This window comes from Pedobacter sp. AC464, assembly GCF_979253075.1.
Window position 1 is genome coordinate 166,742 of the sequence record NZ_CEEDBV010000001.1, and the last position, 22,040, is coordinate 188,781.

Sequence of the window (22,040 nt, forward strand, 5' to 3'; positions counted from 1 at the left end):
ATGAAAAAATTGTTCATACTCGCATTAGCTGCATTATCTTTTACAGCTTGCCGAAATGCAAATAATGGTTCTACAGAAGGGTCGAATGTTTCAGTTGGTAATACTGCTTCAAAAGTAGCACCTGCAGATGCTGCGGTTTTAACCTTTGAACGTGAAATCTACGATTTCGAAAAAATAAAGCAAGGTGAAAAAGTTCAGCACGAGTTTAAATTCAAAAATACGGGTAAAAGTCCGCTAATTATATCAAATGCAACAGCAACTTGTGGCTGCACCATTCCTGAAACACCTAAAGAACCAATTTTACCAGGAAAAGAAGGTGTTATCAAAGTTGTTTTTAATAGCGAAGGCAAAATGGGCATGCAAGATAAGGTTGTTACGGTAACTTCTAACGCCAATCCGAATGTAAGCACGGTACATCTTGTTGGCGAAGTTTTAGAGACAAAATAATTGATTAACAAAAATAATCATTCACTAAAAGTTAATTAAATCAAAACAAATAAATAAAATGATATCAACAGTAATTTTACAGGCAGCAGGTGGTGGTATGTTGGGTACAATTGTGCCGATGGTACTTATCATGGTAGTTTTCTACTTTTTCATGATTCGCCCGCAAGTTAAAAAAGCAAAAGACCATAAAAAGTTAGTTGCCGAACTCGGCATTGGCGATAAAATTGTAACTACAGCAGGAATTCACGGAAAAATTGTTGGCGCTAATGACACAACTTTTCTTATCGAAACCGAGGGTGGTGGTAAAATCAGATTCGATAAATCTGCGATTTCGTTAGATGCTACCAAGGCATCGACAACGCCGCCAAAAGCTTAAAAGAAATTTTAATTCAATCAACAGGCAGTCTCGAAGTTTTCGAGACTGTTTTTGTTTTACTACATTTGATTAAATGACATTTCAAATTGTTTATGCCCTTCATCAGACTAACTAAAATAGAGAGAAGACGCGTTTTAAGCTTGTTAGCTTGCTTATTCCTTGCTATAGCTGCGTGGTTTTTTATGGCCTTAAACAATAAGTATGTTTACACAGCGAAAACTGTTTTGATATACAAAAACTTCCCTCAAAACCGTGCTTTTCATCCATTACAACCCGATACAGTTGATTTACAAGTTGAAGGAACAGGCTGGCAGCTACTTTTTGCCAGACTCAGAATTAACCCGCAATCCATTGCGGTAAATCTGAGTCAGTTAAGTACAAAAGATTTTGTGGTTTTTTCTGATCAGCTTTATAACATTAATAAACAGCTGGAAAGCTCGCAGAAAGTTATTTCGGTTAAACCCGACACGCTTTACTTCGATTTTACCAAAAGAACAGTTAAAAGGGTGGATATAAAACTGATTCAAAAAATCGATTTCGCAAATCAATATGGCATAGCAAGCGCAATTAAGCTCAGTCCGAGTTACGTTACAGTAACCGGCCCAATTGATGAGCTAAAGAAAATAAATGAATGGTCTACCGATACGTTGAAGTTGACAAATGTTCAAAGCAGTACTACTGTTCGCGTTAACATGCAGCATAGCTTACACAAAAATGTGAACATCTTCCCGCCATCGGTAGAGGTTAAACTGCCAGTGGATGAATTTACTGAAAAGACGCTCGAAATTCCTTTAAAAATTATAAATAACAGGAATTACAACAGCATCAAACTTTATCCAAGAAAGGTAAAGGTTACGTTTTTGGTTGCCTTAAGTTATTTTGCGCAGGTTGATGAAAGTTTTGTTACGGCCACTGTAGACGCAGATGAATGGTCTGATTTACACCACAGCAAGCTAACGGTTAGGTTAACCGAGTTCCCTGATTATTGCAAGCTTGTAAAAATAAGTCCGTCAAAGGTAGATTTCGTAGTAGAAAAATAATGTATAAAGTAGGAATAACTGGAGGAATTGGAAGCGGCAAAACAACGGTTTGCCAGGTGTTTGAAGTGTTGGGCATACCCGTTTTTTATGCAGACACGGAAGCAAAAAACATTATGATTACAGATGCTTTGCTTATCGAAGGCGTTAAATCGACTTTTGGCAAGGAAAGCTATTTAGAAGTCGGAAAGCTAAATAATAAGCACATTGCGGGCATTGTTTTTAATAGCGATGCAGAACTGGCAAAGCTAAATGCCTTAGTTCATCCTGCAGTTTTCAGGGCTTTCGATACGTGGGCAGCGAACATTAATCCAAAAGTTCCTTATACCTTGAAAGAAGCTGCTTTACTTTTTGAAAGTGGTTCTTACAAAATGTGCGATACCAGTATATTAGTTTCGGCACCAATGGATGTTAAAATAAGCCGGGTAATGCGACGCGATAATGTAACTGCGGAACAGGTTAAAGCAAGAATGGACAAACAAATGAGCGATGAAGAAAAATCTGCAATGGCCAATCATTTTTTAATAAATGATGAAATGCACTCCATTATAGCACAGGTTTTAAAACTGCACGAACACTTTTTAAAAGTTGCAGCAGGTGTTTAGCTTATATTCGAAAAATTTAATCTCCAATCCAGATGGCTGGCCCAAAACAATCCCTGTGTTTTTCTTAAATATTACAAATCCTGATAAATGATTTTAGACGATTTCATTACCATTACACCAACAGGATTATATTGCATTTACGGCGATTTTTACCTCGACCCGCAACAGCCGGTAAAGGAGGCCGTAGTTTCTCATGCGCACGGCGACCATGCCATCGGGGGGAGCCAGAATGTTTACTGTACAGCGGCAACTGAACGATTTATGAAACATCGTTACCGTAAGTTTGCCGCAGTCGATTTCCATATTAAAAAATACCATGATACTTTTAAGATAAAAGATGTAACAATTAGTTTTTACGCCGCCGGCCATATTTTAGGCTCGGCACAAGTTTTAATGGAGTATCAGGGTGTAAAATATTTGTATACTGGGGATTATAAAATTGAACCAGATGCCACCTGCGAAGCTTTCGAATTTGTTGAGGCCGATGTTTTGATTACGGAAAGCACTTTTGCAAATCCTGAAACCAGGCATCCGTTGCCGGTTGATGAAATAAAAAAACTGAACGAAACCAATGCAAATATTATGCTGGGTGCTTATGCATTGGGTAAAAGCCAGCGAATAATTCAATTGTTAAATGAACATTGTCCGACAAAAAATGTGATGGTTCACCACAGCATTATGCCTTTTGTAAAAATCTATGAGGATTTTGGAATTGAACTTGGTAATTACAAAATGTACGATAGAAAGGTGATGAAGCAGAATCATGAACATCAGGTTTACATCGTTCCGCCGATGGTTTTCCATAGCTACCACAAGGCGATAAATGTTGTTCGGGCTTTCGCATCAGGCTGGAAAAATCTCCAGCAGCAAAATGGCATCTCGCTCTATATTTCTGACCACGCAGATTGGGATGCGATTTTAGTAACGATAGAGCAAGTAAAGCCAAAGCAGGTTTGGACCCTGCATGGTGATGGAAAACAGTTAAAAGCACATTTTGCCGGTAGGCTTGAAATTAAAATATTGAATGAATCATAAAATCGTTTAATTGAAGATTGTAACTTAAAATAATTGACTGGTTCAAAAATGGGTTGTTAAATTCAATCATTCAATAATTAAAAATATGAAAGAGGGCGAGGATTTTTACTTCAACGAAGATGGATTCATGGTTTTTACAGAAGCCTATCACCTAAAGCGTGGTTACTGCTGTAAAAATAAGTGTAAGCATTGCCCCTGGGGATACGGTAAAACCAAACAGAAAAAATAACAGCTGATTGCGGGCAACAGCTTGAGCTTTTAGCCACTGAACGGGTTAATCGAAATTCATTAACAACGGATAAATATTAATGAGCATGGCCGGCAAAAAAGCCAATAAGCGCAACACCGATTCCCAGCAAAACAGCAATCATTTTACGGGTATTAATTTTGTGGTCAGCGCTTGATTCGAATAAAATTGTGGTGGAAATATGTAAGAATATACCGATAACAATGCCCATTATTTTGTTAAAGTAAGCATCAATACCCCCAATAGTTCCGTTGCTTAATCCAACACTTACATAAAAACCAAGTGGTGCCATTACCGCAAAAATTAACAGGTATAAAATGATGCTTCCCTTTTTGAAGTGGTTTTGCATTAAAATACTGGCAAGGGCAAAAGCTGCCGGAATGTGGTGTAGGGAAATCCCGAAAATAAGCTCATTATGCTGATCTTTTGCGAGCGGCATGCCTTCTAAGAAAGCATGTAGGCATAAACTTATCATTATCCCGAATGGGAAAACATGTCCATCGTGATGTTTATGGATATGCCCATGTTCAACGCCTTCCGAAAACTGTTCAAGGAATATTTGAAGCAAGAAGCCAATTAGAATAAATATACCAATTTGCCCTTTATCCGGACCGCTGTAGGCATCGGGAATTAGGTGTAAAACCGTAATTGCAAAAAGGTAAGCGCCACTAAACGATAAGATTAGTTTCAGCAATTTAGACTTATCACTCTTAACCAAAAAAATGGCTGAGCCGCCTAAAAAAGCGCAGAAAAAAAGTACAGCAAATTTCCAAGCTTCCATTAAAATTCGGGTTGTAGTTTCTTAAATATTCTCGAACATATAAAACCAATTATCGTTCCGAGTAATGCACCTGCAGTAACATCAACAGGATAATGTACACCAACATACACTTGGGCAAAGCTTATTATTGCTGCCCAGAATAGTCCAAGAGGTAAAATTGGTTTCCAACGGTTATAAAAAATGCAGATTAAAAGCACAGCTAATGCAAAATGATTTGTGGCATGTGCTGATGGAAAGCTTAAGCCGCTACCGCATGGAACACGATGGATAATATCATTTGCCAAACTAAAATCGTTGCATGGTCTAACACGTTCTACAAAGGGCTTAATCAAACGCGATGCAACTGAATCGCTCAGGGCAAATGTAAAAACCAGCATCCCAATAATGTAAAAGCCCCGTTTTTTATATTGTTTAAGGCAGAAAACTATGATAAAAATATACAATGGCGACCAAAAGAAACGGTTGCGCATTAAAGGCATCAGCCAATCGAAAAAGCCGTTTGAAAGCCCGCGATGGATTTTCAAAAAAAGCTCGATATCAAATTGCTGAATGCTTTCTATCATGCTTTTTTGCAAACTAAAATTAAACGGTCAGCGTTTTCTTTGTCAAAATCATCGAGAGCATAGCTCCCGAACGATTTCTGAATAACCATCCCTGCTTTTGACAGCATTCTTTGAAAATCGTCCAAAGTAAAAGCCTGTACACGTTCTTCAAAATTGTAAATCTTGCCTTTATCATCAAACGTTATTTTTTTGATGATTTTTCCATCAACAATATTTTTAGTAATGTTAAAGGTAATGCCATCAAGAGATTTTGCCTCGCAATGATTTAAATTTCTTATAATTTTTTCGGTATTGAAATAATCTATTACCAAAGTACCATTAGCCTTTAAGCATTTTCTAAAGGTCTTTAGGGCATTTACGTGGTCCTTTTCGGTGTCAAAATAGCCAAAACTGGTAAACAAATTCAGGGCAACATCAAAATAGTTGATGTAAAACAGCCTGCGCATATCGTGTACAAGAAAATGCAACTTGTCGTTTTCAAATTGCTTGGCAAATTTTATGCTCTGTTCCGATAAATCGATTCCGGTTACATCAAACCCTTTCTTGTTTAAATAAATGGAATGCCTGCCTTTGCCACAAGCAATGTCGAGCATTTTGGAGCCGACTTCAGGATTAAGGTATTCTGTTAACTTATCAATGAAAAACTCGGCTTCGGCATCGTTTCTTTGTTGGTAAAGAATATGATAATATGGCGAATTAAACCAATATTGAAACCACTTACGTTGCATATAAAAAAGCCTTTTGTTTTGGAATTTGCAAACTTAGATAAAATTGATTTAAACCATGTACTTTAATTTCACCGCTAAGCAATTTTATAATTATCAGTTCAAAAATTGTCGTTCTCAAGTTAACTGATAATCTATTATCTGGCTGCAACACAATTGGGTGCAATTTTTTTTTGTAAATCAGCGTTCAGTTTTTCATTGCGATTACAGCCCTGTCATTCACTGTAGCCCTCACCCAAAAACTCGGGGCTGCCGCTGCTGCAGGGTTTAATAACAATGGCTTGCATTAGGGCAGTGATAATAAGAGTTATGGTGTTGCTTGCAGGCCTAATTTCTCTAAACCCGAGTTAGTGGAAAACCCGCAAGGCGAGGAACGAGACGAGGATTTGAAACGAGGGCGGGGCTGCTTTAGCCGAAGTATTGCTGCAATTGCTTTCCAAGTAAATAAAAATTCAGTCACACGTTTGAGTAAACACAGCAACTGAATTTCTATTAAATACATCGTATAAATGGATATAAAAGCAATGTAATTTAACTTGTAAAACCCATTCCCGATACCCGCTGTCTTGTTTTTTTTGTTATTTTTGTACCTCAAATTAAAATACGAAGAGTGACTCTAATAAAATCGATTTCAGGAATACGTGGAACAATTGGTGGACAGGCAGGAAACGGCTTAACACCGATAGATGTAGTAAAATTTACAGCCGCTTTTGGTAGCTGGGTAGTGCAAAAAACAGGGAACAAGAGAATCGTTTTAGGTCGCGATGCACGTATTTCCGGTGAAATGGTTAACAATCTGGTTATCGGAACCCTGCAAGGTTTAGGTATTGAGGTGATTAATTTAGGGCTTTCAACTACCCCAACTGTAGAAGTTGCGGTGCCCGACGAACAAGCCGGTGGCGGAATAATTTTGACAGCGAGCCATAATCCAAAACAATGGAATGCCTTAAAGTTGTTAAATGCAAACGGAGAGTTTATTAGCGATTTGGATGGAAAGGAAGTTTTGGATTTAGCCGAAGCAGCTGCTTTTGAATTTGCCGAGGTTGATAAATTAGGAAAAGTAATCAAAAACGATACTTACCTGCAGAAACATATTGATAAAGTTTTGGCTTTGCCCTTAGTAGATGTAGAGGCCATTAGAAAGGCAGATTTTAAGGTTGTTATCGATTGTGTAAACTCAACTGGGGGCATTTTTATACCTGCATTGTTAAAAGCCCTTGGTGTAAGTCGCGTTACCGAATTGTACTGCGAGCCAAATGGTCATTTTCCACATAATCCGGAACCACTTCCGGAAAATTTAACCGAAATTTCAAAAGAGGTTCAAAAACAAAATGCTGATTTGGGCATCGTTGTAGACCCGGATGTTGACCGTTTGTGCTTCGTAAATGAAGATGGCAGCATGTTTGGGGAGGAATACACGCTTGTTGCTGTTGCAGACTACGTATTGAAAAATACACCTGGAAATACGGTTTCTAACCTTTCATCTACCCGTGCTTTGCGTGATGTAACTGAAAAGGCTGGTTCGGATTATAATGCATCGGCCGTGGGAGAGGTGAACGTGGTCAATAAAATGAAAGAAACGAACGCAATCATCGGTGGTGAGGGTAACGGCGGTATTATTTATCCTGAATCTCATTACGGTAGAGATGCTTTGGTTGGCATTGCATTATTTTTAACACACCTGGCTAAATTCGGCAAATCAATTTCGGTTTTAAGAAGCAGCTATCCTCAATACCACATTTCTAAAAATAAAATTACGCTAACACCAGAAATGGATATCGATAATTTATTAAAGCAGGTTGAGGAAAAATATAAAAACCAGCCATATAGTACAATTGATGGATTAAAAATTGAGTTCGATAAAACGTGGGTACATTTACGCCGCTCAAACACTGAGCCTATTATTCGCATTTACAGTGAAGCCGAAAACGAAACCATCGCGGAAAACTTAGCTAATAAAATCATTTCCGATATCAAGGAAATACTTAAACTGAACTAGCACATGAAAAGAGTTTATTTGGATAATGCCGCTACAACACCTCTTGATAAGGATGTAATTGCTGAAATGACCAATGTGATGGAAAACTATTTTGGCAATCCCTCGGCTATTCATGCACTTGGCAGAGAAGTTAGAACCCTGGTCGAAAAGGCACGAAAAACCGTGGCAGGGTTGCTTGGTGCGTCGCCATCCGAGATTTTTTTTACTTCGGGGGGCACCGAAGCCGATAATACGGCAATTCGTTGTGGCATTTCTGCCTATGGTATTAAACACGCAATTACCTCCAAAATCGAGCATCATGCCGTTGAGCATACCTTAAATATGATGCTCAAAAATGGTGAAATTGATAAGCTTAGCTTTGTTAATATTGATGAAAAAGGTAACGTAGATTACGCTCACCTCGAAGAACTGCTCCAAAATAATGAGCGTACGTTTGTATCATTAATGCATGCCAATAACGAATTGGGTACTTTAACCGATATGGTAAAAGTTGGTGATATCTGCGAAAAATATAACGCAATTTATCATGCAGATACGGTACAAACCATGGGCCATTACGTGCATAACGTGCGTGATTTGAAAGCTCATTTTATTGTTTGTGCAGCGCATAAGCTTCATGGCCCAAAAGGTGTTGGCTTTTTGTATGTAAATAGCAATATTAAAATTCCGCCGATGATTTATGGTGGCGCTCAGGAGCGTAACATGCGTGGCGGAACGGAGAATGTTTACGGGATTGTTGGTCTGGCGAAAGCCCTGGAAATTGCTTACGCAGAGATGGAGCAACATCAAAATTACATTCAAGACTTAAAAAATTATTTAAAGGAAGCTTTAATTGCCGAAATTTCAGGTATCGCTTTTAATGGTGAAACTGATGCGGATAAAAGCCTTTACACGGTTCTGAACGTGTCCTTTCCCGAAATGGATATGGCAGATATGTTGCTTTTTAATCTGGATATAAACGGCATTTGTGCGTCAGGTGGCAGCGCCTGTTCGTCTGGCTCCAATATTGGCTCGCATGTGTTAAATGGCATAAAGGCCGACCCAAATCGTCCTTCTGTTCGTTTTTCTTTTAGCAAGTATACCACAAAAGAAGAGCTCGATTACGTTATTGAAAAAGTTAAAATGGTGGTTAAACAGAATGCCTTAGCTTAAAAATATCATTAACCAAATAGGAACAGTCCCGGAGCAATTCGGGACTTTTTTTATGATGTAAATTTTAATTGTTTCATTTAGGTTATCTAAATATTGTTGCAGATTTTTTAGCTTTTGAAATGCAATTGCAGTTCAATTATTTAAGTCAGTCCTGCTTTTTGTTCCAACAAAAGCAGAAAAAGCTTTTGGTTTCCACGTCAATCAGGTTTAGGAAACAAAGGTTTTAGGTGCTAATGAAGGCATTAAATTTCAATTCCGTCTGCTGAAGCAGGACCCCAATGAATTCAACTGCGGTGGTTTTAGGATGTTCATTTCGGCTTAAAAAACCTTCTTAGCTCACATGCATTCATTACAATTGACTTTAGTCAACGGAAGCCTAGTAAGTATGGCAATAAATTCAATTCCGCAATTGTCGAATGTTAAAATTAGTTTGAAAAGCTTTGCTAGCGCATATGCGTTTCACCGCTGTAAACTCCATTGCCGTTGACTTTACTCAACGGCGTTTATAAACCCTTGCATTTTTCAAAACAAAAAGCTATATTTAGGTAAGATAAAGGCCATCCGAAGGCCAATAGACAACTGTTCCGCAACGAAACCTTATCAAAATCCACTTGGTATAAGGTAAAGAAAATTTTTCTGATAACTTTTTAAGTCCCGCCGGAGGGATAAAGTTTCTATTCGAAAAAAAATTTTAATCCTACAAAAGCAAAAAATGCTTTGATAAAACTAACTGTTATGGAAAATCAGGGAACAACCCCGCAAGCAGCAAATCTCGAAGAAGAGAGAGCACTAAATGGCAGAAAACACATCTACAAATTCATTCTGCTGCCTTTTTCTTTTGAATCCTCTCATCATTTCAACAAAATTCATAAGCGAAAATTTAATTCGTTCGGCTGTATACACGAATTTCGAAAACTGTCTGGCTCCATGTTGTAAAGCGAATTGTGGTTGCCTTTTAACTCTTTTCAAAAAAGGGTAAAGAATTACTATGCAAAAAATCATTCCGGGAAGTGCTAATAAAAACAATATTATTTTTCGTGTGTTGCTATAATACATCAAAATGAATTACCATGGAAAATAATAAGGAAAAAGCAAAAGTTATTCAGAATGACTTACTAAATAACGAAGTGGAAGATGTAAGAGAACATGATTCTCTTGATAACAATAAATCTTCAAAACAAGGTACTAACCTATTTGATAAGGACAAAAATCGAAAAAACAACGCTTTTGGTCCGGGCCACGAACCAGGAACGATACCAGGTTCGGGTATATAATTACGTGTTTTTTTGATTAAAAATTATTAGATTTAAGCCACAGCACTAGTTGTGGCTTTTTAAGTTAACCGAAAAATGGAAAGACGACATTTTATTAAGAATTCTGCACTGGCCATGGCCTTATTATCAATTTATAAAACAGATGTTTTTGCTCAGCAGGAAATGATGCGGGAATACAATTTTAAACCGTTGCGAAACAATGTTGGTGTCTTCACTGAGCAGGGTGGTACAATTGGCTGGCTAAATTCTTCAAATGGCTTTGTTGTAGTTGATGCGCAATTTCCAACTTCGGCACCACACGTTATTGATGAATTGAAAAAGCTTGGTGAAAAACCCTTTAAATATTTAATTAATACACACCATCATGGCGACCACACCGCTGGTAACATTGCTTTTAAGGGAATTGCAGAGAAAGTTGTGGCCCACCAAAATTCCTTGGCCAATCAAAAACGGGGTGCAGAAAAAGCGAATAATCTAGATAAACAACTGTTACCCGACACCACTTTTGGGACAGGTTGGAAAGCGCAGGTTGGCGACGAGAAAATCAGCGCATATTACTATGGTTCGGGCCACACCAATGGCGATGCCGTTTACCACTTCGAAAATGCAAATATTGTTCACGTTGGCGATTTAGTTTTTAACCGTAGGTTCCCGTACATTGATAGAGAGAACGGGGCGCATATTGGAAACTGGATTACTGCGCTGGATAAAATTCAAAATCAGTTTGATAAGGATACCATGTTTATCTGGGGCCATAGCTTAGATCCAGAAAAAGTAACCGGAACAAAAGCTGATATTAAAGCATATCAGGAATACCTAAAAAACTTAATGACATATGTTGGTAGCGAAATTAAATCCGGAAAATCCAAAGAGGATATCTTAAAAGCGACAACGATTCCAAACGCTCCGGAATGGCAGGGAGATGGTATTCAGAGAAGTTTGACTGCTGCCTACGATGAACTTAAAGGTGCTTAACATTTGCCGCAGATTTTTAAATTAATTCAAAATCTGCGGCAACATCTTTCCAAATATATCTTCAATTTATAAACGTTCTATATTTAAAATAAATCTTAGTAGCTGGCTCAAATCCGCTACATCTCTGCCCTTATCTGTTATATTTGTGTTACACAAAATCCAATATCAGATATGGATGATTTTTTAGCCGCCCGCTCTCAAATGGCCTTATCGCTAGGCTTCCACATTGTATTTTCTTGCATTGGTATGGTAATGCCTTTTTTTATGGCAGTTTCGCATTACAAATGGCTCAAAACAAATGATGAGGTTTACCGGAATTTAACCAAGGCCTGGAGCAAAGGTGTAGCAATTTTCTTCGCAACAGGCGCAGTTTCCGGCACCATGCTTTCTTTTGAGCTCGGTCTGTTATGGCCAAAATTTATGGAACACGCCGGACCAATTTTCGGTATGCCATTCTCACTGGAAGGAACTGCCTTTTTTATCGAGGCGATTGCATTAGGATTTTTCTTATACGGCTGGGATAAGCTAAACAAATGGTTTCGCTGGTTTACGGGGATGGTAGTTGGCGTAAGTGGACTCGCATCGGGGATTCTGGTTGTTGCGGCAAACGCCTGGATGAACAGCCCTGCTGGTTTCGATTATGTAAATGGAGCCTACTTTAATGTCGACCCGATACAGGCCATGTTTAATAAAGCCTGGTTTTCGCAAGCCTTGCATATGTGTTTGGCCGCCTTTACCGCAACGGGCTTTGCGGTAGCCGGCGTTCATGCGTTAATGATTTTACGGAATCAAAATAAGCTATTTCACCTAAAAGCTTTTAAAATTGCCGCAGTTTTTGCCTGCGTCGGTGCGATATTGCAACCCCTAAGTGGCGATATTTCGGCTAAAGATGTAGCCAAAAGACAGCCTGCCAAGCTTGCCGCAATGGAGGCATTATACAAAACTGAAAAACCTGCGCCGCTTTTAATAGGCGGAATTGTTAATGAAAAAGAGCAAACGGTAAAAGGCGCAATAAAAATTCCTGGCGCATTAAGTTTTCTTGCTCACGGAGATTTTAAAGCGGAAGTAAAAGGTTTGGATAAAATTCCGGAGAAGGACCGGCCGCCTGTAGCCATAACACATTATGCCTTTCAGATAATGGTTGGAATAGGGACATTTTTAGCGCTGATTTCACTTATATATTTCATTAACCTGCTCAAAAAGAAATCACTTTTAGATAAGCCTTGGTTGCTGAAACTCTTCGTTTTAGCTATCCCGCTTGGTTATATTGCGCTGGAAGCAGGCTGGGTGGTTACGGAGGTTGGGCGCCAGCCTTGGATTATTTACGGCGTAATGCGCACTAAAGACGCCATAACACCAATGCCCGGAATAGCTTATTCATTCTATATTTTCACCGCAATTTATTTGTCGCTGAGCTGTATTGTAACTTTTTTACTTTATCGCCAAATTAAAATGGTGCCGGTGCTTTATAGCAAAACTGAATCAAATAATCATTAACGAAAGAGGAGATGAGAGATGCAGATAGCCTTTTAACTTCAAAAAAATTAGGTGGTTTTTACGTTTCTCTACTAAAAAATCTCTGTAATTATTTTCTATATGGAATACGTGGTAATCGCTTTTTTATGTTTGGGCATTCTGCTTTACTTTTTACTGGGTGGTGCGGATTTTGGCGCAGGAATCATCGAACTTTTTACCTCAACAAAAAACAGAAGCAGAACGCGGAAAACAATGTACCAAGCAATCGGACCTGTATGGGAGGCGAACCATATGTGGCTCATCATTGCCATTGTAATTCTTTTTGTTGGCTTCCCGCACATTTACACTACGATGTCCGTTTATCTTCATATTCCGCTGCTCATTATGCTTATTGGCATTATCGCTCGCGGTACGGCCTTTGTTTTTCGCCATTATGATGCAATTAAAGATGATATGCAATGGCTTTATAATCGTATTTTCAGGTATTCCAGCTTCGTTACGCCACTTTTCTTAGGCATTATTGCAGGGAGTGTAATTTCTGGCCATATCGATACAAAAGCTACAGACTTTGCGTCTGCATATATTTTTAGCTGGTTAAATTGGTTTTCAATTGCCGTGGGACTGTTTACCGTTGCGCTTTGCGGCTTCCTCGCGGCTGTTTACCTAATTGGAGAAACCGACGATGAACACGATAAACGCAGGTTCATCAAAAAAGCAGAATACATGAATATCGCTGCAGTTATTTTTGGTGCGATGGTTTTCATTGCTGCACAACTTGATAATATTCCGCTAATGGATTGGCTTTTTCGAAACACCGTTGGCTTAACCGCTATCATATTGGCAAGTCTCTCACTAGTTTTACTCTGGTATTTGCTTTTGAAAGGTAAAACAAAAGTGTTAAGAATATTGGCCGGCTTCCAGGTAACCATGATTTTGTTAGCCATTAGCTATGCACACTTTCCAAATTTCATCAGGTTAAAAAATGGTAGTGCAATTTCCCTATTCGAAACTATTGGGCCAGAGAAAACAATTTACAGCTTAGGTTTAGCGCTGTTATTGGGCAGTATCTTAATTTTGCCTTTTCTGGGTTATTTGTTTTACAAATTCCAGAAAAAAGAGGAGTAGAATTTCCTTCCCGTCGTTGCAGACACTAATTTTTTCCTAGGGTGCAGACATGTATTTAGTTAATTATTTGGAAAGCAATTGCAGTAATTCTTCGGCCTCGAAAGTCCCGCTATCGTTGCAATTTTTTTTAACTTCTGTCGGCTTACAAAAATTCGCTACTACGATGGGATCAACTGAGTGTTCTTTTGCGTTAGAGCGACAAAAAAATATTTACACTTTATCGGGTTTATTCTTCAAGGACAATAGAAAAAACCCAAGCACCATTTCATAAAAAAGAGCATCCATTTCTGAATGCTCTTCTCATCTATAATTTGGTTATAAGCCGCCTTTTCGTGTCGCTTTTTTAGCTTCTGGCCAGGCAACCTGCTTTCCTGTGCGCTCGTTTACCGGCAAATCTGTTGCTTTTTCAGTCGAAGTTTTTTCAGCGTCTTCGCAAGCCATATAAACCATAATCGCAGTTAGAATCACGTTGCTCCGAATTTCGTCGAAAACTAATTTATCGTAACTGTCGCGATTGGTGTGCCAGGTATATGTTCCGTAGTCCCAGCTGGTTGCACCTAATGAGTAACCGAGCGCTCCGGCAGCCACAAAAGATGCAAAGTCAGAACCGCCTGCACCTGGCATTCCAGGGAAACTTGTTTTAATCTGGTTTTTAATTGTATCCGGCACCGCCGATAACCAACGGGTTATGTAGTCCTTTGATTTTGCAAAACCTTGTCCGCCGATGTTAACCACTCTACCCGTACCATTATCCTGGTTAAACAGCGCTTGCAGGTTGCTAACAATTTCAGGATGATCTTCTACAAAAGCTCTTGAACCATTTAGTCCTTGTTCTTCACTTCCCCAGTGCCCAACTAAAATTGTACGTTTAGGGTTAGGATAAAATTTCTTCAAAATGCGCATCGCTTCCATCATTAGGATTGTGCCCGAACCATTATCCGTTGCCCCGCTTGCTGCATCCCACGAATCAAAATGGGCTGAAAGCATTACGTATTCTTTTGGCTTTTGCTTGCCTTTAATTTCAGCAATGGTATTAAAAGTTGGTACTACGCCAAGTTCTTTAGATTCTGACTCGATTTTTAACATGGGTTTATTTCCATTCGTTGCCAGGCGGTAAACTAAACCGTAATCCTCAACAGACAGATCCACGGTTGGAATTTTTGTAGTATTTGCCCCGAAAACTTTATCAACACCAAAGCCTTGCGACCAGTTGTTAATTATAATTCCGGCTGCGCCAGCATTCTCAATGGCCAACGCTAAATTTTTTGCGTTTAAGCCAGTTTTAGCCATACCGGCTGCCCAGGCCCTTGCTGCATCTGCCTTTTCTTTTTTGAATTTTTCAAATAAATCTTTAGTTGCAAATTCCTCCCAGTTTTTTTCTGGCCTGCCAGAAATTTGGTTCATGGAAATGAGTACCAATTTGCCTTTTACAGTTGGCAGCCATTTTTGGAAAGCAACAGAATCGGTAATCGCTGGTAAAACTATTGCCTCGGCATTAATGGCTTTACCATTGGTAGAAGGGCTCCAGGCCAGCTGTGTGCCCTCCAAAGTTCTTAACCTTGGACTAATCAAATCGATGTGAGTTACGCCACGTTCCCAGCCACGCCATTCGCCCCATTTCTCATTTTTTGCAGATATGCCCCAATCAGCATATTTTTTCACTGCCCAATCATTTGCCTGTTTCATTTGTGGCGAACCCACCAAACGCGGTCCGACAACATCCAAAAGTTCATGAGCAAGTTTTTCAAGTTGCGAATTTTCATTCACTTCTTTAACAATGTTGTCTATCACTTTTTTGTCTTGAGCGAAAACAAAAGAGGATGTAAATAGAAGTAAAGTTGGAAATAGTAGTTTTTTATTCATTTCAGTTTGCTTATTTGATAGGCTAATTTAAGCAATAACGGGGTGGGAGTGGCGATGTTAATGGAAATGTTGCAGATTCGCGGTATTCAACACCTGTGGAAACGCTATTAATCGTTCTTATATGGAAAATAACAAGGAATTTATTTTGCCACGTTAGCGGCGGGCGGCAATTGGGTTAGGCTGCCACAACCACGAATTGCTGAACCGCGTAATCTAAACCTGATTGCCGCGGGTAGCTACCGATTTTTTCTAATCGGTACTACAAGCAAAAAGCAGGACTGAAATAACCCAAGTTATTCAAGCCCTGCTTTTCATATTATTTTTAAATTGATTAGCCAATTTGCTCAATAAACGAGTGACTAATAACTTATTGACCAATTAATCAGGCAATTGTACTAATGAACTAATGACTATTGAACCAATAAACCAATGACTATTGAACTATTGAACCAATGACAAATAAACCAAGTTAGTTATTCATCATTTTTAAAAAGGCACCCAATTTTGCTTTCATTGCTCTTCTATCTACAATGAAATCAAGAAAGCCGTGTTCTAAAACAAACTCTGAAGTTTGGAAGCCTTTAGGTAAATCTTTTTTTATGGTTTCTTTGATTACTCTCGGGCCTGCAAAGCCGATCAAAGCGCCTGGTTCGGCAATGTTTATATCGCCTAACATCGCGTAAGATGCGGTAACTCCGCCTGTTGTAGGGTCGGTAAGCAAAGAGATATAAGGTATTTTTGCCTGGCTTAATAAAGCAAGCTTTGCCGATGTTTTAGCCATTTGCATTAGTGAAAATGCAGCCTCCATCATCCGTGCACCGCCACTTTTAGAAATCATTAAAAACGGAATTTTGTGTTTAATGCTGTAATCGATTGAGCGGGCAATTTTCTCCCCAACAACCGAGCCCATGGAGCCACCGATAAAGGCAAAATCCATACAGGCAATTACCAACTCCTGGCCTTCCATTTTACCCACACCGGCACGAATGGCATCTTTTAAGCCGGTTTTAGCCTGGCTTTCAATAATTCTTTCGGTGTAGGGTTTGTTATCGTTAAAATTTAAAGGGTCGCCTGATGTTAGGTTGGCGAACAGCTCTTTAAATTCATTGTTGTCAAATAAAACTTCGAAATATTCTTTAGAACCAACCCTCAAATGGTAATCGCAGTAGTGGCAAACGTATTTGTTTTCCTGTAATTCTGTTTGATGTAGTGGTTTTTTACAGTTAGGACATTTATTCCACACGCCATCCGGTGCCTCTTTCTTCTCTTCTGTTGTGGTAATGATACCTTTATTTTCTCTCTTAAACCAAGCCATATAATTTTTTAAAGAATTGGATTGCAAAGAAACGAAAAATATAATCAACTTCATCAATTACAAAGGCTCAAATTACCAAGAATAATCAAACCTCAGGTTTCAATTGCCTAAGTGGCTTTATTGGTCTGCAGCGTTCGAAAAGTGATAATGCAAATTCCGATTTTTTGATAATGTGTCTTTCTTACACTAAGCATAATGTCTTTTTTACACTAAACAGGCCTTATTTGGTTGTTAGGCAAATAATTCTGTTGTTACAAAAGCTTAAAATGTTATTTTTTTTTATAACTTCGGACTTAATAAAATTAACAAGAGATGAGTTTAAAAGGCTACAAAGGCGTAATTTACGGAGATGCCGTTCAAGAATTGTTTGAGCAGGCTAAAAAACATCAGTTTGCATTACCAGCTGTGAACGTAACCGGTACAAATACGGTTAATGCGGTATTGGAAACTGCCAAGGCAGTGAATTCGCCAGTTATGATTCAGTTATCTAATGGAGGTGCGCAATTTTATGCGGGTAAATCTTTAGATAATGAGAAATTACAGGCGTGCATTTTAGGTGCTGTATCGGCGGCTAGACATGTGCATTTATTGGCAGAACATTATGGTGTTGCCGTGGTTTTACATACCGACCACGCCGCTAAAAAATTGTTGCCTTGGATTGATGGCCTTTTAGACCACGGTGAAAAATTCTTCGCTGAAACCGGAAAACCGTTGTTTTCATCACACATGCTCGACCTTTCGGAAGAGCCTATTGAGGAAAACATGGAAATTTCTGCTAAATATTTTGCCCGCATGGCAAAAATGAACATGACTATTGAAATTGAGCTTGGTGTTACAGGTGGTGAGGAAGATGGCGTGGATAACAGCGATGTGGATAGCTCTAAATTATATACCCAGCCAAGTGAAGTTGCTTATGCTTATGAAGAACTGAGTAAAGTTTCTCCACGTTTTACGGTTGCGGCTGCATTTGGTAATGTACATGGTGTATACAAGCCAGGTAATGTGAAATTGCAACCGGTAATTTTGAAAAATTCTCAGGATTTTGTTAAAGAGAAATTCAATTTAACTGCCGAGAAACCAATCAATTTCGTTTTTCACGGTGGCTCAGGTTCATCTCAGGAGGAAATAAGAGAAGCAATTTCTTACGGTGCTATTAAGATGAATATCGATACCGACATGCAATGGGCATTTTGGGAAGGTATTTTGGAATATTACAAAAAGAATGAAGCTTTCCTTCAGGGCCAGATTGGTAACCCGGATGGCGAAGATAAACCTAATAAGAAATATTACGACCCACGTGTTTGGTTACGTAAAGGCGAGGAGACTTTCGTTAAGCGCTTAACAACAGCTTTCGAAGATTTAAATTGCATTAACGCTAACGAAAAGCTTTAAAAACAATCCGTTTTCGGTTGCGATTAGGCATCAGAAAACGCTTATTTTAAGAATAAATTTAAAGCGCTATAGGTTGTAAAACTTATAGCGCTTTCGTTTGTTTAATGCTATATTTAAGCAAACGAAATGTGATGACAAAATCGAGTACTGATTCCAAAAAAAACAATTTTTTTGAGAAGTTTGCCAATGCTGCAACAAAGTTTACAGGCAGTTCTGTTGCTTTTATTTCTGCCACAGCAATTGTAATTATCTGGGCCGTTACAGGGCCTGTTTTCCACTATTCTGAAACCTGGCAGTTGGTCATTAATACTGGAACAACAATTATCACCTTTTTAATGGTTTTCCTGATTCAGAAAGCACAAAATAAAGATGGGAAGGCGATACAATTGAAACTGAACGAATTAATTGCGGCGCAACAGGGCGCAAGCAACCGTATGGTTGATATAGAAGATTTAAGTGAAAGAGAGTTAGATCAGTTGCATAAATTTTACGTTACAATTGCTACTCTTGCAAAAAAAGAGGCCGATATTCATTGTTCGCATTCAATAGATGTTGCGAAAGAACTGAATGAGATAAAGTTGAAAAATAATAAACATTTTAAAAGCCATAAACAATGAGTTTGCTAGTTCAAAAAGTTAACCATCCTGAAGATTTAGATAAGGTATTTGCTATACGTAAAATTGTATTTGTTGATGAACAAAATTGTCCACCGGAATTGGAGTGGGAACATGAAGATGAATCGGTGCATTTTTTGGCTAAGCAAAACGGACAACCATGTGGTGCGTGCAGGTGGCGTAAAACGGATTTAGGCTACAAGCTTGAACGATTTGCCGTGCTTAAAGAGTTTAGAGGCCAGGGTGTTGGCCGTGCTTTAATTGCAGAAGCACTTTCCGATTTACCTGAAGATGCACATTATATCTATTTGAATTCTCAGCTCGATGCCATGAGTTTATACGCCAAATTTGGTTTCGTAGCCGAAGGTGAGCAATTTGAAGAAGCAGGAATTCAGCATTTTAAAATGGTTAAAAAGGTTTAATCTGATTTTAAAGTCATTGCCAGGCACGAAGCAATATTCATGCAGTCTATGTTTACCTCAAGTTTACACATGTAAATTTGAGCGTTAAAATTCTGCCGCAAGAAATTAAGTCTCCTCGTCATTGGCGAGGAGTGCATCAATAAAAAGCACTATACAATCGCAGGCAGGCAGGAAGTCAGTGATGGCTGTTAAAAAATATCCTAAAACCTGCAAATCAATTCGTACCCCAATTTAAAAGTTCGATAATTTATTTATCCGAATATCTTACCCGATAAATGCATCGCTTCATCCCACTTCTCCATATTAAGATTAAGTACGGCGCCTTTGGAGTTTAGATAGCTAATAACGTCTTCGGTAGCAATATTTCCTGTTAAATCATCTGCAGCCATCGGGCATCCGCCAAAGCCTTTCAATGCAGAGTCTATCCGCGTAACCCCGGCAAGATATAACGCTTCGATTTTCTCCGAGCGCTGGTCAGGGGTGGAGTGCAAATGAACACCGATTTCGGTTTCGCTGAATTTTGTAATCAGCTTTGGCAAGATGTTGGCGATTGTCTCGGGTGTCGAAACGCCTATTGTATCAGCAAGAGAAAGTATACTAACACCTTTTTGTACCAGGATATCGGCCCATTGCTCTACAATTTCATAATTCCATTCATCGCCATATGGGTTTCCAAAGCCCATGGAAAGGTACACAACAGCAGTTTTATTATTTTTGGCACAATGTGATAACATGTCTTCAACCGTGTTTAAAGATTGTGCTATGCTCGAATTGGTGTTGCGCTGCTGAAAGGTTTCTGATATGGAAAAAGGGAAACCCAAATAACTGATTTTGTCGTGCTTAACCGCCTCTTCCACACCCCGCAAATTTGCCACGATTGCGAGGAGTTTGGTAGACGTATTGCTTAAATCTAATTTGTTTAATACTTCCACTGTATCTGCCATCTGCGGAATCGCTTTCGGTGAAACAAAACTTCCAAAATCAAGTGTGTCAAAACCAACTTGCAGTAATAAATTCAAGTATTCCGCTTTCAATTCAGTTGGAATGAAATCATGTAAACCTTGCATGGCATCACGCGGACATTCTACTAATTTAAATTTTTTTAGGCTCATGCTTTCTGGTTAGTTAGCCGAAATTGCGTAAAGTTTTTCGCAAAAGAAAGAGCCGTGCCCAAAACATTTGTATAAGCTTGAACTTTACCTTAACGAACAACGAACAACGAACAACGAACAACGAACAACGAACAACGAACAACGACTAATGAACTTCCTTCACGCTTGGCACTTCTGCACGGTAATCAACGCTTCGGTCTTTTGCAAATGTTCTTATGATTAAACGCGTTCCTCTGTCGTAGCTAAAATAGCTCCAAAGCCAGTTAATGAACACGATTATCTTATTACGGAAACCAACCAAGGTCATTAGGTGTACAAACATCCAGGTAAACCAGGCAAAAATTCCCTGAAAATGGATTTTGCCGATATCTACAACTGCTTTGTTTCTGCCAACGGTCGCCATAGAACCCTTGTCGAAATACTTAAATTTTTCTAATGGTTTATTGTTTACAAGATTGATTAGGTTTTTGGCTAAATGATGTCCTTGCTGAATAGCCGCAGGAGCCACTCCGGGATGTCCGTTTGGCGTTTCTTCATTAATTATTGCCGCAACATCGCCAATTGCATATATGTTTTGGTAACCAGCCACTAAATTCTGCGTGTCGGTTTTTAACCTTCCACCACGCACAACCTCCGCTTTATCTAAGCCCGCTAACACTTCTCCTTTTACACCGGCACTCCAAATCACGGTCGAGCTCAAAATTGGCGCCTTATCTTGCAGTGATAGGGTAAGGCCGTCATAACCGAGAACTCTTGTTTCATTCATGACCTGAACACCCATCTTAAGTAAAAACTCTTTAGATTTTTGCTGTGCCTGAGGCGACATCGGGCCTAAAAGTTCCGGAGAATTTTCGATTAGATAGATGTTTACCTTGCTTAAATCCATTTCAGGATAATCGTTCGGTATAACGTGTTTCTTAAGCTCAGAAATCGCTCCGGCAGTTTCTACCCCGGTTGGGCCACCACCAACTACTACAAAGTTTAACAGGGCATTTTTTTTATCGAGGTCCTTTTCGATAAGTGATTTTTCAAAATTCTGCAGAATTAGACTTCTCAAATCCAAAGCTTCGGGAATTGATTTCATTGGCATGGAATTCGCCTCAATCTCCTTATTCCCAAAAAAGTTACTGGTTGAACCGGTCGCTATTACCAAGTAATCGTAACTCACCTTGCCAATATCAGTAATCAGACAATTTTCTGCAGCATTTACTTCAGTGACTTTGGTAACCCTGAAAACTAAATTATCCTGTCCTTTAAAAATTTTGCGCAGCGGGAAAGCAATTGAATCGGCTTCTAAACCGCCAGTGGCTACCTGGTAAAGTAATGGCTGAAAGGTATGGTAGTTATGTTTATCTAACATTACCACCTGAAAAGGCTTGTTTTTCAATCGTTTAGCTAACTCAATCCCGCCAAATCCGCCGCCAACTATAACTACTCTTGGGTATTCGCTTTTAGGAAGTTGTAAATCCATTTTTTATTGGTTTATCTGATATTAATCTAACAAA

The 22,040-nt window shown here is 39.0% G+C and carries 23 protein-coding genes; 16 read left to right on the forward strand and 7 right to left on the reverse strand.

Annotation, left to right across the window (positions count from 1 at the left end; all coding sequences use genetic code 11):
* The 6 genes from AC0IWT_RS00675 to AC0IWT_RS00700 all read left to right on the forward strand — a co-directional run bounded on the left by AC0IWT_RS00675 (window position 1) and on the right by AC0IWT_RS00700 (window position 3,729).
* Complete coding sequence (locus AC0IWT_RS00675; protein WP_056870912.1) at window positions 1-447, forward strand: DUF1573 domain-containing protein; 447 nt, start codon at window positions 1-3, stop codon at window positions 445-447.
* Window positions 448-505: 58 nt separating this feature from the next.
* Entirely contained in the window at window positions 506-823 is a 318-nt protein-coding gene (gene yajC, locus AC0IWT_RS00680) for a preprotein translocase subunit YajC (protein ID WP_056090684.1), read from the forward strand.
* Window positions 824-915: 92 nt separating this feature from the next.
* Window positions 916-1,863, forward strand: coding sequence for a CdaR family protein (locus AC0IWT_RS00685; protein ID WP_471795540.1), 948 nt, complete (start codon window positions 916-918; stop codon window positions 1,861-1,863).
* The gene (gene coaE / locus AC0IWT_RS00690) at window positions 1,863-2,465 is read left to right on the forward strand and encodes a dephospho-CoA kinase (RefSeq protein ID WP_471795541.1); all 603 of its coding nucleotides are present in this window, start codon (window positions 1,863-1,865) and stop codon (window positions 2,463-2,465) included. Before AC0IWT_RS00685 ends, coaE begins: the two co-directional genes overlap by 1 nt.
* An 87-nt stretch (window positions 2,466-2,552) precedes the next feature.
* Window positions 2,553-3,500 carry an exonuclease gene (locus tag AC0IWT_RS00695; protein ID WP_471795542.1) on the forward strand — a complete coding sequence of 316 codons (948 nt, stop codon included), beginning with the start codon at window positions 2,553-2,555 and terminating at the stop codon, window positions 3,498-3,500.
* Window positions 3,501-3,585: 85 nt separating this feature from the next.
* On the forward strand, window positions 3,586-3,729 hold the full coding sequence (locus AC0IWT_RS00700) for a DUF5522 domain-containing protein (RefSeq protein WP_162238727.1): 144 nt from the start codon (window positions 3,586-3,588) through the stop codon (window positions 3,727-3,729).
* Between the two features lie 76 nt (window positions 3,730-3,805).
* Here AC0IWT_RS00700 and AC0IWT_RS00705 read toward each other — a convergent pair whose 3' ends face one another.
* The 3 genes from AC0IWT_RS00705 to AC0IWT_RS00715 are packed head-to-tail and all read right to left on the reverse strand — an operon-like array spanning window position 3,806 to window position 5,819.
* On the reverse strand, window positions 3,806-4,528 hold the full coding sequence (locus AC0IWT_RS00705; protein ID WP_056870908.1) for a ZIP family metal transporter: 723 nt from the start codon (window positions 4,526-4,528) through the stop codon (window positions 3,806-3,808).
* Window positions 4,528-5,091, reverse strand: a complete 564-nt coding sequence (locus AC0IWT_RS00710; RefSeq protein WP_056870907.1) for a phosphatase PAP2 family protein — start codon at window positions 5,089-5,091, stop codon at window positions 4,528-4,530. The genes AC0IWT_RS00705 and AC0IWT_RS00710 overlap by 1 nt, the downstream gene beginning before the upstream one ends.
* A complete protein-coding gene (locus tag AC0IWT_RS00715; RefSeq protein ID WP_471795543.1) occupies window positions 5,088-5,819 on the reverse strand; it encodes a class I SAM-dependent methyltransferase in 732 nt (243 codons plus the stop codon). Before AC0IWT_RS00715 ends, AC0IWT_RS00710 begins: the two co-directional genes overlap by 4 nt.
* A 607-nt stretch (window positions 5,820-6,426) precedes the next feature.
* Here AC0IWT_RS00715 and glmM point away from each other — a divergent pair.
* From glmM to AC0IWT_RS00750, 7 genes are all read left to right on the forward strand, one after another.
* On the forward strand, window positions 6,427-7,815 hold the full coding sequence (glmM, locus tag AC0IWT_RS00720) for a phosphoglucosamine mutase (protein WP_471795544.1): 1,389 nt from the start codon (window positions 6,427-6,429) through the stop codon (window positions 7,813-7,815).
* Window positions 7,816-7,818: 3 nt separating this feature from the next.
* Window positions 7,819-8,967: a cysteine desulfurase family protein gene (locus tag AC0IWT_RS00725; protein WP_471795545.1), complete on the forward strand. Its 1,149-nt coding sequence runs from the start codon at window positions 7,819-7,821 to the stop codon at window positions 8,965-8,967.
* 735 nt (window positions 8,968-9,702) lie between these two features.
* A complete protein-coding gene (locus tag AC0IWT_RS00730) occupies window positions 9,703-9,903 on the forward strand; it encodes a hypothetical protein (protein WP_471795546.1) in 201 nt (66 codons plus the stop codon).
* A gap of 134 nt (window positions 9,904-10,037) precedes the next feature.
* On the forward strand, window positions 10,038-10,241 hold the full coding sequence (locus AC0IWT_RS00735) for a hypothetical protein (protein WP_471795547.1): 204 nt from the start codon (window positions 10,038-10,040) through the stop codon (window positions 10,239-10,241).
* A gap of 75 nt (window positions 10,242-10,316) precedes the next feature.
* Complete coding sequence (locus AC0IWT_RS00740) at window positions 10,317-11,216, forward strand: MBL fold metallo-hydrolase (protein ID WP_471795548.1); 900 nt, start codon at window positions 10,317-10,319, stop codon at window positions 11,214-11,216.
* 171 nt (window positions 11,217-11,387) lie between these two features.
* On the forward strand, window positions 11,388-12,713 hold the full coding sequence (locus tag AC0IWT_RS00745) for a cytochrome ubiquinol oxidase subunit I (RefSeq protein ID WP_471795549.1): 1,326 nt from the start codon (window positions 11,388-11,390) through the stop codon (window positions 12,711-12,713).
* Between the two features lie 99 nt (window positions 12,714-12,812).
* Window positions 12,813-13,817 (forward strand): cytochrome d ubiquinol oxidase subunit II, encoded by a 1,005-nt coding sequence (locus AC0IWT_RS00750; protein WP_471795550.1) that lies wholly within the window; start codon window positions 12,813-12,815, stop codon window positions 13,815-13,817.
* Window positions 13,818-14,132: 315 nt separating this feature from the next.
* On the opposite strand, the gene AC0IWT_RS00755 is transcribed toward AC0IWT_RS00750, so the two are convergent.
* Together AC0IWT_RS00755 and accD are read right to left on the reverse strand one after the other, a co-directional pair.
* Complete coding sequence (locus AC0IWT_RS00755; protein WP_471795551.1) at window positions 14,133-15,680, reverse strand: M20/M25/M40 family metallo-hydrolase; 1,548 nt, start codon at window positions 15,678-15,680, stop codon at window positions 14,133-14,135.
* 469 nt (window positions 15,681-16,149) lie between these two features.
* A complete protein-coding gene (gene accD, locus AC0IWT_RS00760) occupies window positions 16,150-16,995 on the reverse strand; it encodes an acetyl-CoA carboxylase, carboxyltransferase subunit beta (RefSeq protein WP_056870982.1) in 846 nt (281 codons plus the stop codon).
* Window positions 16,996-17,307: 312 nt separating this feature from the next.
* On the opposite strand from accD, the gene fbaA reads away from it, so the two are divergent.
* From fbaA to AC0IWT_RS00775, 3 genes are all read left to right on the forward strand, one after another.
* Window positions 17,308-18,387 carry a class II fructose-bisphosphate aldolase gene (fbaA, locus tag AC0IWT_RS00765; RefSeq protein WP_471795552.1) on the forward strand — a complete coding sequence of 360 codons (1,080 nt, stop codon included), beginning with the start codon at window positions 17,308-17,310 and terminating at the stop codon, window positions 18,385-18,387.
* A 131-nt stretch (window positions 18,388-18,518) separates the two neighbouring features.
* Complete coding sequence (locus AC0IWT_RS00770) at window positions 18,519-19,004, forward strand: low affinity iron permease family protein (protein WP_056870895.1); 486 nt, start codon at window positions 18,519-18,521, stop codon at window positions 19,002-19,004.
* Window positions 19,001-19,423: a GNAT family N-acetyltransferase gene (locus AC0IWT_RS00775; RefSeq protein ID WP_056870894.1), complete on the forward strand. Its 423-nt coding sequence runs from the start codon at window positions 19,001-19,003 to the stop codon at window positions 19,421-19,423. The genes AC0IWT_RS00770 and AC0IWT_RS00775 overlap by 4 nt, the downstream gene beginning before the upstream one ends.
* 251 nt (window positions 19,424-19,674) lie before the next feature.
* Here AC0IWT_RS00775 and AC0IWT_RS00780 read toward each other — a convergent pair whose 3' ends face one another.
* Both AC0IWT_RS00780 and AC0IWT_RS00785 read right to left on the reverse strand, forming a co-directional pair.
* The gene (locus tag AC0IWT_RS00780; protein WP_471795553.1) at window positions 19,675-20,535 is read right to left on the reverse strand and encodes a hydroxymethylglutaryl-CoA lyase; all 861 of its coding nucleotides are present in this window, start codon (window positions 20,533-20,535) and stop codon (window positions 19,675-19,677) included.
* A 145-nt stretch (window positions 20,536-20,680) separates the two neighbouring features.
* Window positions 20,681-22,006, reverse strand: coding sequence for an NAD(P)/FAD-dependent oxidoreductase (locus tag AC0IWT_RS00785; protein ID WP_471795554.1), 1,326 nt, complete (start codon window positions 22,004-22,006; stop codon window positions 20,681-20,683).
* Window positions 22,007-22,040: the final 34 nt, after the last annotated feature.